A 16014-nucleotide genomic window follows, 5' to 3' on the forward strand; every position below is an offset into this window, starting at 1 on the left:
GATACCCGGCTCGATGGCTCGTGACCTTAGGTCACATCGCCGCGATCAGTTCCAGGCAGATCTCGCGGACCCGTGCTGGGTTGACGTTCGGGTTGGCCTTTTTGGCTTGCCCGACGAAGGCCCCCGCGGCTTGCATCTTTCCGGCCTTTACGTCGGCGACGAGCTTGGGATTGGCCGCGATGAGCTGCTTGCACAATTCGACAAGTGCCGATTCGTCGACCTTTTCGATACCCAATTCCTGCATCGCCTCTTCGAGCGATTTGCCTGCCGAGACCATCAGCGCGAAGACTTCGCGACCGCGCGTCGTGTCGACCTCGCCAGCCTTCACCTTCTTCAGCAGATCGGCCAGTGCCCAGGGTCGAACCGGGAAGGCCTCGATATCGGTGCCGAGTTCCTTAAGAAGTCTCAGCACGTCCTGCTGAACCCAGTTGCTGGCCACCTTTCCGTCGCCGCAGGTATCGGCCACGTCGACAAAGTAACTGACCAGCTCGCGTCCCTGATTCACTAGCACGTCGCTGTCGTAGGCATTGATGCCGTACGTTTTCTCCAGACGCTCGCGCATTTGGGCGGGCAATTCACCCAGCTCGGCGCGGACCCGCTCGACTTCTTCGGCCGCGACGGTGACCGGCACCAGGTCAGGGTCCGGGAAGTATCGGTAATCGCTCGATTCTTCCTTATGACGCTGGCCATGCGTGACATTGGCCGTGTCATCCCAGCCGCGCGTTTGCTTCGGCACGTCCCCCAGCTTTTGTCTTGTCTCTTGCCAGACGTCGTATTGCCGTGCCGATTCGTAGGTGAGCGCTCGCTCGACGGCGCGGAAGCTGTTCATATTCTTGATCTCGACGATCGGGGTGGCGATCTTCTCCCCGCGTTCGTCCGTCAGATGCAAGTTCACGTTCGCGTCGACACGCAGGCTCCCTTCCTGCATGTTGCAATCGGAAACGCCCAGGTACGTGAGCAACAGCTTTAGTTCTTCCAGAAAGGCCTTGGCCTCGGCCGGCGAGCGCATGTCAGGCTGCGACACGATTTCCAACAGCGGCGTGCCGGCGCGGTTCAGATCGATCCGGCTGTCGGCCTGGCCTGCCTTCTCGTCGTGCATGCTCTTGCCGGCGTCTTCTTCCAGGTGGGCGCGGATGATGCCGACCCGTTTCGGCTTGAAGCGTCCTTTCGCGTCCGCGATTTCGACGTAGCCATCGCTGCTGAACGGCAGATCGTACTGGCTGATCTGATAGCCCTTTGGCAGGTCAGGGTAGTAGTACTGTTTGCGATCCCATTTCGTAAACGGCGCGATCTGACAATTCAGCGCCACGGCCGTTCGCAACGACAATTCAAATGCCCGACGGTTCATCACCGGCAACGTGCCAGGCATGCCGGTGCAGATCGGACAGGTCTGCGTATTCGGTCCGGCGCCAAACTGCGTGCTGCACCCGCAGAAGAGCTTGCTCTGCGTGGCCAGTTGCACGTGGACTTCCAAGCCGATGACGATCGTATAGGGTGTGTCGCTCACGTTAGCGCAGGCCTCCGCGTGTGCCAGTCCGTGGCCCGCTGAAACATGTGGGCCGCCCGCAGCAGGCGATCTTCTTCGAACGGCGGAGCCTGCAATTGCAAGCCGATCGGCAGGCCGGCCTGACTGAATCCACAGGGAAAGACGATACCGCCGATGCCGGCCAGATTGGCACTCACCGTATACAGATCGAGCAAGTACATGGCCAGCGGGTCGTCGGCCCGTTCGCCGATTTTATATCCCGGCGCGGCCGTCGCTGGGCCGGCGATCAGGTCGACGTCCTCGAATGCTTTGTCGAAATCCTGGCGAATCAAGCGCCGCACCTTGAGCGCTTTCAGGTAATACGCGTCGTAATAGCCGGCCGAGAGGGCGTAGGTGCCCAGCATGATGCGGCGTTTGACCTCGGCGCCGAATCCTTCGGAGCGGCTGCGGCGGTACATGCGCACCAGGGCCGTATCCAGTTGGGCGGCGGCTTTCTTGTCGCCAGCGGCCTCGAGCGCCTTGCGCTGGGCGTCCAGCTCGGCCAGCATGTCGCGTTCGTCGGTGCGATAGCCGTAGTGCGCGCCGTCGTACCGGGCCAGGTTACTGCTGGCCTCGCTCGGCGCGATGATGTAATACGTCGCCACGGCGTACTTGCTATGCGGTAGCGAAACTTCTTTGACCTTCGCCCCCAGCGATTCATAAATCCGAATCGCATCGCGCACCGCGGCGTTAACCTCTTCGTCCAGCCCTGGTCCGAAATGCTCGCGCACCAGGCCAATCGTAAGTCCTTCGAGCGGCTGTTCGATCCACTCGCTGTACGGCGGAACGGGGGAATGGACCGAGGTGGAATCGAGCGGGTCGTGCCCGGCAATGGTTTCCAGCAGTAGCGCCGCGTCTTCGGCCGTGCGCGCCATGGGGCCAACCTGGTCCAAACTGCTGGCGAACGCGACGACGCCGTACCGGCTGACGTGACCGTACGTCGGCTTCAAACCCGTGATGCCGCACAGTCCGGCCGGCTGCCGAATCGATCCGCCCGTATCGGTGCCGATGGCCAAGGGAGCCATGCGTGCCGCAACGCTCGCGGCCGAGCCACCGCTGGAACCGCCGGCGAAGCAGGACAGGTCCCAAGGATTGTGCGTGACATGGAAGGCCGAGTTCTCGGTCGAGCCCCCCATCGCAAACTCGTCGAGATTCGTACGGCCGATCAGCACGGCGTCCGCCGCTTTCAGCTTAGCGACGACCGTCGAATCGTAGGGGGCCGCGAAGTGCTCCAGGATGCGCGAGGCGCAGGTGACGACCTCGCCCCGGCTGCAAAGAATGTCCTTCACCGCTACGGGGATACCGGCCAGATGCCCTACCGGCTGGTTCAAGGCGCGGCGCTGGTCAATGTCGCGTGCCTTGGCCAGGGCGCCTTCGGCATCGACGCGCAAAAAAGCTCCGACTTTCGCGTCATGCGACGCGATCTCGGTCAGATACGCTTCCGTCACCTCGACGGCCGAGACACTCCGGGCGGACAGATCGGCCAGAAGCTGCTTGGCGGATTTTTCGATGAGCGACATGGGCCGATGCACTCGCGCCAAGTTGCTAAGGAGTCAGTTTGCCGAGAAACCACTGTGCTGAAAAATCACATTGCCGAGAACGCCGTTTGCCAGAATCTCAGTCCCCTAGCACGGCGGGCACCAGATAACACTCGCCATCGGCCGAGGGAGCATTGGCCAACATCTCGGACCGCGCAACGCTCGGCTTCACTTCGTCGGCACGAAAGACGTTGTGCAACTCGACGGCGTGGGCCATCGGCTGAATCGAATCGGTATCGAGCTCGGCCAATTGCTCGATATAGCCGACGATGGCACTCAGTTGCGTGGTCATCGTCTCTAGCTCAGCATCGGACAGGCGCAGCCGAGCCAAGAGCGAAACCTTTTCAACTTGTTCGCGCGTCAGCGACATGGGGAGGTGTACCCAAATTCGAAAAGTCGAACGCCCAACGAACGATCATCCGCGCTTCACCGGGATAAGTGCCAGGACAATGCCAGCGCGGTGACGGTTCGCATGACGCAGCGCTCGGCCCGTTCAGACCTCGGCTGCGAATCGTGCGAAACCGTTCCGGCGGTCGCTGCTACTTGCCTGCCTTGGCCGGAGCCTTGGGCTTGGCCTGGGCCTTCGGTGCAACCGGCCCCTTGGGCTTGGTTTTATCCTTGTCCTTCGGCGCGGCGTCGGCGGGCAATCGGAACGGAACCGCCTCGATACGCTTGGTCACGGCGCCGCTGCGCAGGCATTGGGTGCAGACCAACATGGTCTTGTTCTCCCCCTTCATCGTAACCCGGACCCGTTGCAGGTTCGGCTTGAACTGGCGGCGGGTGATGCCGGTGATCTTGGTACCGACGCCCCCCAAATACTTGGCCTTACCGCGGATCGTGACCTGGTTGCCGACCTGCGGTCCCTTGCCGCACACTTCACAAGTACGGGCCATGGCCCAATCCTCCCAGCGCAAAGCTATTTTGTAGCGACGGTTATGTCCGGATTAGTGAATCCAGGAGTATACCCGCCCAAGGCCGGGCTGCAAAGGCGGAGAAAAGGCGGGTGGTGATGCCGAATTAAAACGCATGCCAAAAAGAATCAAAAATCCCACGATTGAGCGCTTGTTAGAGGCTTGCCGCCGATCCCCAATGGTGGAATGCCTCACGAACGGACGATTGGCGTAACGAGGTCCCAGGAAGATCGCCGACGCATGGCAGCTTCGGGGCCTAGAGTCACGACTTACGGCGTATTACATGGCCGCTATTCAAACTTTGCTTGACGACTGAAGACTGCGCATCTCATCGTAAATCTCGTGTCGAATAATGTCGCATGCGACCTCAATCGCCTTTCGTGGACGAGGGAGGCGTTTGTAGTTCCTATAGACCTGCACAAAATCCTGAAGAGCGCGAACCCATTGCTGAATTTCCTCGTCGTCAAGTGATACCACCGCCTTGGCGTGGCCGCAGTGATTGCGAATCTTTCGCAATGAAGTCATCTGTTCGCAAAGTGCTGCGGGAAGTAGCCCGAAAGCGCGACAAATCGCGACTCGCATTGCAAATGAGTATAGAGGCGCAGCAAACGCAGTAAGCAGATTGTTTTGAAGTTCTTGAGGCGCATTGTTCGCGCGAAAGATTGCTTCCAGAAAATCCTGCATTGCATCGTTTACCAATTCTACGGCGATTAATGGACAAGCGCGATCTGTTTCCAGGTTGATGGAAATCATTTCGTGCACCCATTGTACGAGGCTACCCTTCCGCTTCTTCTTGTCTTTGCCACCCATACGCTAGCCCTTTCTCGTTAGGGCGTGGCGCAGGGCGATCCGAGCCTTATACGCTCACGGTTCCGGCGTGCAGCTCGCCGCACGTCCACTAAGTCTTAGGCTGCCGCCGTGCGGCCTTTAACAGCGTCTCACGAGCCCAGGTAGCCGTTTTACCGTCCTCAGTCAGGTCGATGCCTTTTGCTTCAGTCGGCGTGAAACGAATCTCCAGGCGTTCTGCCTGACGTTCCTTTTGGCCTTTTTTGCGGGTCATCGTCTCTTGGTTTCCATGCCGAAATAATAGCCGGTCAAAGCGCAGGTACAAAAGCTGCCGGCAAACGAATTCAACTAAACCGGGCGCGGTTCGATGGGCGTGCTACTATGCCGGGCTAGCCGTCGGAATTAGGTTGATCCGGGAGCATGGATCGCTCGACGTAGGAATCTTCAAAACGTTCCACTACGAACCGGAGGGTAGTGTCGTGCGGTTGTGTTGCTGCAAAACGTTTTGTTTGGTGGTGGGTTATCCGCGTGTGTCGGCTAGGGGAGGCCATTAATCAGGGTCTGGAAGTGGTGGCATTCCCGGTGAAACGCTCGGCAGAATTCTTTGAGCTTCCGGAAATAAAGCGCGAACTCGCCTTAATTCAGCCTCTTCATCGCCATTCGTGCTTCGAGGGTGATCGCTCTCGAATCTCACCCAGATATCAGCGTAGCCCTGCTCGCCGAACAACCAAAGTAATTGCGGGGCCTTAATGGGGGCATCGAATTCAGTCCAAGAGTACTTTGCCACGTCACACCGCGTGAGAACTTCGTGCCGTTGCCGAATCCAGTTGGCGTGGTACGCCACGAATACGGCTAGCAGGGCCATTACCCCGAATAGCGGTCCCAGCCCTAACTGGAACCATCTGCGGCGGGTGCGCGTCATGGTAGATTCGCTCATGCCGCCATTTTAGTGCAACGGAATCACCCTGGCAGCGTGGCTAATATGCATGAATTTGGCTCGCTAATTTGCATCGCCTAACTGGATGAATTACAGCTTATTAGGCGCGAAAAAAAGTTGGGAGTCGCCCCGCTCTGGAATAAACTAGCTCTGCGAGTTGGCTGTCAGGGAGGATGACTTTTCGGACTTGTCGATCGCGGGGCAGCAATGGCGATTCGAGTCGTTTGTCCACAATGCGCGAAGGTGCTTTCCGCGCCAGACATGGCAGCAGGCAAGCGGGCAAGATGCGCCGGCTGTCAGGCGGTGATGACAGTGCCATCGCCAACAAAGCCAGGCGGCGCGACAGCCGACGAACCATTACGTCCCAAGCCGGCCCCCGCCAAAGCTCCGTCGGCCGTGCGAGCGCCGGCCCCGGTGGGTCATCCGCCAAAACGCCCCGCCGTAACACCCACCGCAGACAACGCCGCGGCGCCGCGACCACGCCCGCCACAAGCTGCGCCGTTGTCTTCGAGGCCTGCGGCTTCGACTACCGCGGCACAGTCGCATGTTGCACCGTCCCCCGTGGCACTGACGTCCGTGGCCCCGGCGCGCACGACCCCATCGCCCCTTGATGAAGACACATTTGCCGTTTCGCCGCTGGCGGCGGAGGTGCCTTCAAAGGCACCGGGCGCAGCAGTGGCGTTGGCTCCTACACGGCGCATAGCTCCGGCGCCGACGAAGGCCAAGCCAGCCGCTAGCGCGGGACTGCGTGACTACGTTTACCTGGTATTCGCGCTCGCGCTGTTGCCGCTCGGCTGGTCGATCATTTCGCCTGAGAACGATATTCAGGAGCGGCTGACCCGAACCATCGAAGCCAATCCGGATGTTTTCTCAGCCGAATCCGCGGACCTCGACTCGTCCTCGTTTTTCGATCGATTGCCGGGCGGGCGTTTCGAGGGAGCCCATTTACCTCACTCGACGTGGGTGCACTGGATTTACGGGCTAATCTCGGCCGCGATCTTCCTGGGCATCATTATCGTGGCGTTCGAACGCGGCCAATCAACGCCCGTGTCGATCGCGCTCGTAGGACTTTGCACGGCCACGGCCGGGATCGTTCTGTTGCTCACCGTACAGTTCATGGCTCAGGCGACGCAGGGGGTCTGGTTGCCCGGACGTGGCGTCGGGATGCTCGTGTTTTTGGTCATGAAGCTGATCGGCTTCAGCTATAACGCGGCCGAGGATCCCGAGAACGGCTTCTTGCTGAGCTTCTTCGGTTACACGATCGGCGTCGGACTGTGCGAGGAACTAACGAAGGCGCTGCCCGTGATCATTCGCTGCCGTAACGGAAACCCGTTCACCTGGCGGGCTGCCGTGATGTGGGGGCTGGCGAGCGACGTCGGCTTTGGCGTCGCCGAGGGAATCATGTACTCGGCCCAGTATTACAACGGGATTCAGTCAGGCGAAATCTACCTTGTTCGGTTCGTTTCGTGCGTTGCTTTGCACGCGGTGTGGTCGGCCTCGGTGGCGCTCTTAATCTGGACCAATGCCGAAAAGTTTGAGGGCGATTTAGATTGGCCGGACCTGGCGATCGCCGCGCTAACGGTGCTGGCCGTTCCCATGGTGTTGCACGGCTTGTACGACACCATGCTGAAGAAGGACATGAACCTGCTGGCGCTCGCGACGGCCGCGGCGAGCTTCGTCGTTCTGGCGCTGTTGGTCGAATACACGCGCCGCCAGCAAGAGACGCCGGAGCCACGCCGAATGCTCGCCACATCACGCTCGGCCGGGTAACGTATCGATTACGGCAGCCGTATGGCCCATTGCCACTTGCCGATGTGCGGTCCTCGATATTGTCTCTCCTTTGCCGTTCGATAGGTCTGTCATGGCGCAATGGTCCAATTGGTCCGGCTCGGTTACGTGCAGCCCTGGCGAGATTCTCTATCCGGCGAGTGAGGCCGAAGTTGCGGCGATCGTACGCCGCGCGACGCACGAGCAAAAAATCGTGCGTGTTGCCGGGACAGGGCATTCGTTCATGCCACTGTGCGCGAGCGATGACATTTTGCTGTCGCTCGATCGGCTGGCCGGGGTCGAATGGGCCGATACCAAGGCGGGCCGGGCCGCGATTCACGCCGGCACCAAGATTCACGCGCTGGGCGAGCCGCTGGCCGTGCACGGTCTGGCTCTGGAGAACCAGGGGGACGTCGATGTGCAGGCCATCGCCGGCGCCGTTTCGACCGGCACGCATGGCACGGGGCCGACGCTGGGAAGCATTTCGACCCAGGTCGTCGGTTTGCGCATTGTGACCGCCACGGGCGAAGTGATGGATTGCTCGGCGGAAGCCGACGCCGAGGTGTTTCGCGCGGCACAAGTTTCCCTGGGCGCGCTCGGCGTGATTACCTCGGTGCGGTTGCGATTGTTGCCTCTCTATCGCTTGCACGAACAGGTGCGCCGCGAACCCCTGGACGCTTGCCTGGCGTCGCTCGAACAGCGGTCACAGGCGAATCGACACTTCGAGTTTTTCTGGTATCCGATCGATGGTTGTGCCTTCACGAAAACGCTGAATCCTACGGATCGACCCGTTACGCCGGTGGCCGTGGACGATCCTGGTGCAGGATCGGGCCTGGCCAGTGAAGAGCGCGAACGGGTGGCCAACAGTTGGCAGATCTTCCCCACGGTGCGAGAAAATCGATTCAACGAGATGGAATATTCCGTGCCGGCCGAGCAGGGGGTGGAATGTTTCCTTGCCATCCGCGACTTGATGCAGCGCAAGCATACAAGCGTCACCTGGCCGATCGAATATCGCACGCAAGCCGCGGACGATATTTTCCTTAGTCCCGCCCAGGGGCGCGCGACCGTGGCAATATCGATCCATCAGGGCGCCGATCTGCCGCACGCCGAATTCTTTGCCGACGCCGAAGCGATCTTTCGCCGCCACCAGGGACGCCCACATTGGGCCAAGATGCACAGCCTGACCGGTCGTGATCTGGCCGGCCTGTGCCCGCTGTGGGACAGGTTTCAGCAGGTTCGCCAGCGCCTCGATCCGCAGGGAAGATTCTTGAATCCGCTGTTGCGGCGATTATTCATTGACGCGTGAGCGCAGCGGACGCCTGGCGTTCTGCGCAATCCTTCTCGCTGGGGGCGGCGCCGGATTTTCTGGTTTTTGCGCGGCATTCGCCGGCGAATTCGGTATCTTGAGCGTTCGAAGGGAAGGCGGAATTCTAGGACCGCGACGGGCGGGTAAGTCGCGCTGTGCTCAATGGTGTCTGTGCGATGGCGATTGCGCGACAGGGGTTCGCGTGACGATCGGTCGGAACGGCCGTCATCCGTGACGCGATTCTCCGGGCGACTAATGCCGCCAGATGGAACGAAGCGAGGGGGGGACCATGACGATTGAGAATCTCGCGGAATTGGCGGAAGCGTCGGCGGCCCGCTTGGGCGAGCGGTGCTGCTACGAGATCGACGGCGAGCATTTCACCTACGTCCAATTGCTCGACCGGGGGCAACGGCTGCAAGCGGCGTTCGCTGAATTGGGGCTCGAGCGGGGCGCGCGGGCCATCGTGCTGATGATGAATCACGCCCTGGTCTATCCTGTCTTCCAGGGAATCTTTCGCTGCGGCGCGACGGCCGTACCAGTCATGCCGCAGGCGGCCCCGGCCGAGCTGCGATACGTGCTGGCCGATACGCAGGCGCAATTCGTGATTACCGACGCCGATCGCCTGGCCACGGTACGCGAAGCCGCCGCGGGCCTGCCGCACGTGCGCCAGATTCTGGTGCAAGGGGGCGTCGACAATCCGCAGGCCACGCCCCCGGAAGTGAATCTCGATGCGCTGTTGGATTTCGATCCGAGCGCGGCGCTACCGAAGATCGGCCACGGCGATGGCGCTGTGATGCTCTATTCGTCAGGCACTACGGGGCGGCCCAAGGGGGTCTTGCTCTCGCATGGCAATCTGTTGGCCAGTGCCGAGGCGGTGGTCGAGGCCGCCGAGCTGCCGCAGTGGAAATGGCCGCGGACCACGCTCAGCGCGATGCCGATTGCGCATATTTTCGGCGTGGCGATCATGCACGACTTGCTCATGACGCCCGACTACCTGGCCGATCAGACGCGGTTGATTCAATTGCGGTGGTTCGAGCCCGAGTCGTTCATGGCCCTGATCCATAAACATCGCGCCACGGCCACGGCCGCCGTGCCGACGATTCTAGCCGTACTGCTGCATCATCCGAAGGCGAAGGATTACGACCTGTCGTCGCTGGTCGAAGTGGTGTGTGGCGGCGCGCCGCTGCCGGTCGAGTTGGCGCAGGCGTTCATGCGTCGCTATCCGGCGCGGATTCGCGAAGTGTACGGTCTGACCGAAGGAACTGGGCTCGGGACGGCCAACCGTCGCACCGAGGCGTATCGGCCGGGCTCGGCGGGGCGCGCCTATTTCAACACCGAACTCAAGATTCTCGACGACGCCGACGAGTCACTGCCGGCCGGCAAGCGAGGCGAAATCTGCCTCCGCGGGCCCATCGTCATGCAGGGTTATCACAATCGGCCTGACGAAACCGAGCAAGTCTTACGCGGCGGCTGGCTGCACACTGGCGATGTCGGATATCTCGATGACGATGGCTATCTGTTCGTCGTGGATCGCAAGAAGGACATGATCATCCGCGGCGGCGAGAATATTTATCCGGCCGAACTGGAAGCGGTGCTGCACGAGCATCCGGCCGTGGCCGAGGCTGCCGTGGTGGGCGTGCCCGATGCCGTTTACGGAGAGAATGTCGTGGCGTTCGTGGTTTCGAAGCCGGGCGCGACCGTGAGCGAAACGGAAGTCGTCGAGCACGTTTGCCGGCACGTGGCCCGCTTCAAGGCTCCGACGCACGTCCATTTCCTGCACGCGCTACCGAAAAGCAACATCGGCAAGATCCTACGCCGCGTACTGCGCGAAAAAGCGCAAGAGAACGCCGACACAAAAGCTCCCTGAATTGCCTTTGCCAATAACTAGCTACCGACTACGAACTACTGCCTACTAAAAATGACCGACTTTCAAACGATCACGCTCGAAGTTGACCCGGTTGGTGTGGCGCGCCTGACGCTCAATCGGCCCGAGGCGCGCAATGCCATGTCGCAGCAGATGATTCGCGACCTGCGTGCCGCGACCGATCGGCTGGCTGCGGACAGCACGGTGCGCGTCGTCGTGCTTTCGGGCGCTGGCGATCATTTTTGCGCCGGCGGCGATTTGAAGGAGATGCAAGTCCAGGCGAAACGTTCGCGGGCCGAGCGGATTGCCGACGCGACCGAGCTGGCGACGCTGCTTGCCGAGTTGGATAGCCTGCCGCGGCCGATCGTGGGGCGGATCAACGGTTCAGCCTTTGGGGGCGGCCTGGGACTGATTTCGATTTGCGATATCGCGATTGGCGTGACCACGGCCCGGTACTGTTTGACCGAGGTGCGGCTAGGATTGGTGCCGGCCACGATCTCGCCCTATGTCGTGGCGAAGCTGGGTGTGCCGCGTGCGCGGCGCGTGATGCTGAATGCCACGGACATGGACGGTGCCGCGGCCGTACGCTGGGGATTGCTGGACGACGTTGTCGAGCCATCGGTTTTGGACGCCGCGATCCATCGTGAAATCGCTGCATTCTTGCGCTGCGCGCCGGGGGCCGTGGCCGATTGCAAGCGGCTCATCGCGTTTGTCAGTAATCACGAAACGGCAGAGAATATTTTGTACACGACCGAGCAACTGGCCGACCGTTGGGAAAGTGCGGAACTCGCCGAGGGGATCGCGGCATTTCTGCAAAAACGGAAGGCCGCCTGGAACACGGATTAACGATTCTTGATGCGAACTTTGCATGGCATGGGCTTTCTGCAGAAGTCGCGTTGGATATCGCCGATTGGTCCGGATATCCGGCGGCAGGGATTGTCTGAACATTGTTTTCTACAGGCCCGGGAATAAACCGGGCCGTTTTGGAATCTAAAGTTTGGTGAGAGCGGCGGGCCGGGGGTCCGTCGTTCTGTGGGGGGTTCGCCGATTTTATTGCCTGAGAAAGGATCGTGTTGTTATGAAGAAGTTTATTGGAACGTTGATGGTTTTGAGCGCTGTCAGCTTGGTCGGTTGCGCCGAAGCCAAGAAGGCCGGCAAGGCCGAAGCCGACAAGGCTGCCGCCGCTGCTCACGAAGCTGGTGACAAGGCCAAGGAAGCTGGTGAGCACGCTGTCGATGCGGCCCATAAGGCCGGTGAGGCCGTGGTCGAAGAGACGAAGTCCGTCGGCGAGAAGCTGAAGGGTGCCGCTGAAGGCGCTGTCGACGGTGCCAAAGAAGGCGCGGCTGACGCTCCTAAGTAGTCTGAAAATTCTCCGCGTATCGCGGAGCGCATAACAAATACTGGCCGCCGGGCGAATGGCCCTGGCGGCCAGTTGCGTTTTGTGAGCGTCGGCTGTGCGCGGAGATCCTTCGACGTTACTTCGGTGCGTCGACCAGCAGCACTTCCGGCAGGTCGATCAGTCGCGAGCGCAGAAATTCACCCAGGCTCTTGGCCTGTGCGTCGGGCCGCGTCGACGAGGAAACGCCCTCGCCCAACAGCCCCACGACGACGAAGTTCAACGCCTTGAGCAGGGGAAATTCGAAACGTCGCACCACCAGCTCCGTCGCCTCGGGCACGAGCAGCTTGAACTGATCGACGTTCAGGAACGAGTTCAGCCAGTCGTAGCCACGATCGCTGCGGGCCCAGACGCCAACGTTGGCGTTCCCACCTTTATCCCCTGACCGCGCACCGAAGATGGTTCCTAGCGGAACGCGTTTCGTCGTGCCACCAACGGCGTCTTTCGGGATGGGCATCTCGCCGGTGTCCGGTGGGTTGATGATGCCACCGGCGGTTGGGGCGGGGGGCACGGCGATCGATTTACCGTCGGGCAGGATCACCTTGTATTCCGGCACAGCGGCGGGCACGAGCGCCGGCCAATAGACGCCATACGGAGTAGCTTCTTGCGGCGGCGTGGTGCAGTAGAAACCCGGGAAGCTGGCCAGCACCATTTCGACCACGGCGTTCGAGAAGGCGCGGCCCACGCGTTTCGGATCCTGCCCCTTGGCGGTGACTCGCAGTTGAGCGCTGGCCTCGGGATTGGTCGATGCGTCAGGCTTGTCGCTTCGCACGAGGTCGAAATCGAGCGCGTCGAATTTGTCGGGGCCGCCAAGTTCCTTGATCAAGGTGCGACGGGCCAGATCGGCTTTGGCCTCGATATCCAACCCGGTCAGGATAAATGTCATCGAGTTGCGGAATCCGCCCAGGTAATTGATGCAGACCTTGACCCGGTCGGGCGCAGGTTCGCCGCGCACGCCGGAGATCAATACTCGATCCGGTCCCTGTTGCGCGAGCTGAATCGTGTCGAAACGGGTAACGACGTCGGGATTCAAATAGCGGGTCCCGTCAATTTCATAAAGCAGTTGCGCGGTCACGGTGCCGACCGAAACGAGGCCCCCCGTGCCGGGATGTTTAGTGATAACGCTCGAGCCGTCGGCATGCATCTCGGCCAGCGGAAAGCCGGGATGTTCGAGCCCCGGCACCTCGCGAAAGAACGCGTAGTTTCCGCCGGTCGCTTGCGCGCCGCATTCCAGCACGTGCCCGGTCACGACGGCGCCGGCCAAACGATCCCAGTCGGTACGCTGCCAGCCGAAATGATAGGCGGCCGGGCCCACGACCACCGATGCATCAGTGACGCGTGGGCAGACCACGATATTCGCGCCGTGCGAAAGCGCCTCGACAATGCCCCACGCACCGAGATAAGCGTTGGCGGTCAGTGGCGGGGCTTTCAACTCGGCCAATGGACGGCCCGTATCGAGATGCCGCAGCTCTTCGCCGCCGGCGCGCAGCGCTGGCAGCTTCGGCAATAAGTTATCCCCTTCGATATGGGCGATCGAAGTTTTGATGCCCAGCTTATCGGCCAGGGCGTGTAGCTCGCCCGCGAGGCCGGCTGGATTCAAGCCGCCGGCATCCGTCACGATTTTTACGCCCCGCTCCATCGCCAGGCCGAGTACGACTTCCATTTGCCGCAGGAAGGTCGTGGCGTACCCCTTCGTGGCTTCCTTCTGCTGCGACTTGAAGAGGATCAACATCGTCAGCTCGGCCAGATAATCGCCGGTGAGATAATCGATCGGTCCCCCTTCCAGCATCTCGCGCGCGGCCGACAGGCGGTCGCCATAGAAACCTGAACAATTGGCGATACGCAGCGGTTGCGACTGGGCCGACATAGAACATTCCTACAAGCGGGGGGAACAGAACTTTGAAATGGGTGCCCGGCGGACAAAAGCCGTCGAGCATGCGCCACGAGAAACCGTCATTCTATCGACCGAGCCCGTGGTATGGGAAAGCCCTCAGTCCTGCCGCCGGTGTTCAGGTGCTTTCCTCGATGACGGCCAGCACCGTCCGGGCCTCGACGTGCATCGCCTTTTGCGCGTGTAGTGCGGTAACGCGTCCTGCCGCGGGGGCCGTGACCGGGTAGAGCATTTTCATCGATTCGATCACGACCAGCACGTCACCGGCCGCCACGTGATCGCCGACCGCTACTTTCACCGCGTCCACCACACCAGGGAGGGGCGCCACGAGCGAGCCCGGCTGTACCTCTTCCTCGGCCGTGGGGAAACGAGGCAACTCGACGAGCACCGACGAACCGAGTGGGCTGTCGACATAATGTGTGTCGTCAACGCGATGGACGTCATAAGAGCGAAGAATTTCGTCCGCCTCGAGTTCCACATGCTCGCCACAGCAGCGACCGACGCGAATTCCGGTGAGCGCTTCGCCATCGATCGATAGGCTTAGTGTGCCGCGCGACCAGCGATAGGCGACCTCGATCTCGCCATGGGTGCCCTGGAACTTCACCGTCTCGTATTGCGAAGGATTGTTGCGCCAGCCGGCAGGAATCGTGGACAGCACCGGTGCGTCCGCATGCCGCTGCGTTGCCGCCGCCAGAGCCGCCGCGGCGGCGTGCAGTTTCTCGCCGGCCGTGTCGCACAGCGGTGCCGAAAGTTCGGCGGCCGGATGTCGTTCGAGGAAATGCGTGTCGGTCTCGCCGGCCAGAAATTGCGGATGACGCAGAATACGCACCAGCAATTCGCGATTCGTGTGCGGGCCGTGGATCTGCGAGCGGGCCAAGGTTGCACTGAGCGCCCGCGCGGCTTCGGCGCGTGTCGGCGCATGGACAATCACTTTCGCCAGCATCGGGTCGTAGTACGACGTGATGGTCGAACCATCGACGACACCCGACTCGAGCCGGATGCCCGGACCAGTGGGGACGCGAAAGCGATGCAATCGGCCTGTCGATGGTGCGTATCCGTGCGCGGGATCCTCGGCGTACAGCCGCACCTCGATGGAATGTCCTAGGGGTTTCGCCTGCCAGACCTCGGGGGGCAATGCATGGCCCTGCGCGACCAGAATCTGCAAACGAACCAGGTCGAGGCCGAGAATCTCCTCGGTCACGGGATGTTCGACTTGCAGCCGCGTGTTGACTTCCAGGAAGTAAAACTTGCCATCCGGCGCGAGCAGAAATTCAACGGTGCCGGCGCTCGTGTAACCGATCGCCTGGCCGGCTCGGACGGCGGCACTGCAAATGGCGCCGCGCAGCTTCTCATCGAGCGCGACCGAGGGGGCTTCTTCGACAATCTTTTGATGTCGGCGCTGGATCGAGCATTCGCGCTCGAGCAGATGGATGATATTGCCGTGCGTATCGCCGAAGATTTGTACTTCGATGTGGCGCGGCGCGTCGACATACGGCTCTAGAAATACCGTCGAGTCGCCGAACGCCGACAGTGCTTCGCGCTGCGCCGCCTCGACCGCTGCCGGCAATTCGGACGCGTTCCGCACGATGCGCATGCCGCGTCCACCGCCGCCGGCCGACGCTTTGACCAAAATGGCCGGACCGAGTGTCGCGGCCTCGCGCGCCAAATCCGCGGCGGATTGAGTGGTGACCGCGATGCTGGACAGCACCGCGACCCCCGAATCCTGCATGCGGCGCTTGGCCTCGATCTTCGAGCCCATCGCGGCAATGGCGTCGGGCGTGGGGCCGATAAACGTCAGGCCGGCCTGGCCGACGCGGCGTGCGAAGTCGGCATTCTCCGAAAGAAAACCATAGCCCGGATGGACCGCATCGGCGCCCGTCAGTTGCACGGCCTTCAGCAGTGCGTCGACATTTAAATACGTTTCGGCGCTGGACGCGCCCGCGAGCGGCACCGTTTCATCCGCCTCGCGCACGAACGGCGCGTCCCTGTCCGGTTCTGAGCAGACGGCGACCGTCGCGATACCCATCTCGCGACAGGTGCGCATGATACGGCGGGCGATTTCGCCACGATTTGCAATCAGGATCTTCTTCATT

The 16014-nt window shown here is 61.4% G+C and carries 13 protein-coding genes; 5 read left to right on the top strand and 8 right to left on the bottom strand.

Translation table 11 applies throughout. From position 1 onward, the window contains the following. Positions 1-31: 31 nt before the first annotated feature. The 6 genes from gatB to VGN12_28290 all read right to left on the bottom strand — a co-directional run bounded on the left by gatB (position 32) and on the right by VGN12_28290 (position 5034). Complete coding sequence (gatB, locus tag VGN12_28265; GenBank protein HEY4313378.1) at positions 32-1507, bottom strand: Asp-tRNA(Asn)/Glu-tRNA(Gln) amidotransferase subunit GatB; 1476 nt, start codon at positions 1505-1507, stop codon at positions 32-34. Beyond that, on the bottom strand, positions 1504-3045 hold the full coding sequence (gene gatA, locus VGN12_28270) for an Asp-tRNA(Asn)/Glu-tRNA(Gln) amidotransferase subunit GatA (GenBank protein ID HEY4313379.1): 1542 nt from the start codon (positions 3043-3045) through the stop codon (positions 1504-1506). Before gatA ends, gatB begins: the two co-directional genes overlap by 4 nt. 97 nt (positions 3046-3142) lie before the next feature. After that, on the bottom strand, positions 3143-3433 hold the full coding sequence (gatC, locus tag VGN12_28275; GenBank protein HEY4313380.1) for an Asp-tRNA(Asn)/Glu-tRNA(Gln) amidotransferase subunit GatC: 291 nt from the start codon (positions 3431-3433) through the stop codon (positions 3143-3145). A gap of 169 nt (positions 3434-3602) precedes the next feature. After that, complete coding sequence (rpmB, locus tag VGN12_28280; protein HEY4313381.1) at positions 3603-3956, bottom strand: 50S ribosomal protein L28; 354 nt, start codon at positions 3954-3956, stop codon at positions 3603-3605. A 312-nt stretch (positions 3957-4268) separates the two neighbouring features. After that, a complete protein-coding gene (locus tag VGN12_28285; protein HEY4313382.1) occupies positions 4269-4784 on the bottom strand; it encodes a hypothetical protein in 516 nt (171 codons plus the stop codon). A gap of 88 nt (positions 4785-4872) precedes the next feature. Then, on the bottom strand, positions 4873-5034 hold the full coding sequence (locus VGN12_28290; GenBank protein ID HEY4313383.1) for a hypothetical protein: 162 nt from the start codon (positions 5032-5034) through the stop codon (positions 4873-4875). A 1224-nt stretch (positions 5035-6258) separates the two neighbouring features. Here VGN12_28290 and VGN12_28295 point away from each other — a divergent pair. The 5 genes from VGN12_28295 to VGN12_28315 all read left to right on the top strand — a co-directional run bounded on the left by VGN12_28295 (position 6259) and on the right by VGN12_28315 (position 11994). Then, on the top strand, positions 6259-7467 hold the full coding sequence (locus tag VGN12_28295) for a PrsW family glutamic-type intramembrane protease (protein HEY4313384.1): 1209 nt from the start codon (positions 6259-6261) through the stop codon (positions 7465-7467). Positions 7468-7558: 91 nt separating this feature from the next. Further along, positions 7559-8770, top strand: a complete 1212-nt coding sequence (locus VGN12_28300) for a D-arabinono-1,4-lactone oxidase (GenBank protein ID HEY4313385.1) — start codon at positions 7559-7561, stop codon at positions 8768-8770. A gap of 289 nt (positions 8771-9059) precedes the next feature. Beyond that, the gene (locus VGN12_28305) at positions 9060-10637 is read left to right on the top strand and encodes an AMP-binding protein (GenBank protein ID HEY4313386.1); all 1578 of its coding nucleotides are present in this window, start codon (positions 9060-9062) and stop codon (positions 10635-10637) included. 51 nt (positions 10638-10688) lie between these two features. Beyond that, positions 10689-11480 (top strand): enoyl-CoA hydratase-related protein, encoded by a 792-nt coding sequence (locus VGN12_28310; protein ID HEY4313387.1) that lies wholly within the window; start codon positions 10689-10691, stop codon positions 11478-11480. A 232-nt stretch (positions 11481-11712) separates the two neighbouring features. Continuing rightward, on the top strand, positions 11713-11994 hold the full coding sequence (locus tag VGN12_28315) for a hypothetical protein (protein HEY4313388.1): 282 nt from the start codon (positions 11713-11715) through the stop codon (positions 11992-11994). Positions 11995-12109: 115 nt separating this feature from the next. On the opposite strand, the gene VGN12_28320 is transcribed toward VGN12_28315, so the two are convergent. Together VGN12_28320 and VGN12_28325 are read right to left on the bottom strand one after the other, a co-directional pair. Continuing rightward, positions 12110-13897, bottom strand: coding sequence for an acyclic terpene utilization AtuA family protein (locus tag VGN12_28320; protein HEY4313389.1), 1788 nt, complete (start codon positions 13895-13897; stop codon positions 12110-12112). Between the two features lie 142 nt (positions 13898-14039). Continuing rightward, the gene (locus VGN12_28325; GenBank protein ID HEY4313390.1) at positions 14040-16013 is read right to left on the bottom strand and encodes a biotin carboxylase N-terminal domain-containing protein; all 1974 of its coding nucleotides are present in this window, start codon (positions 16011-16013) and stop codon (positions 14040-14042) included. Position 16014: the final 1 nt, after the last annotated feature.

This window comes from Pirellulales bacterium, from assembly GCA_036499395.1.
Lineage (GTDB): Bacteria > Planctomycetota > Planctomycetia > Pirellulales > JACPPG01 > JACPPG01.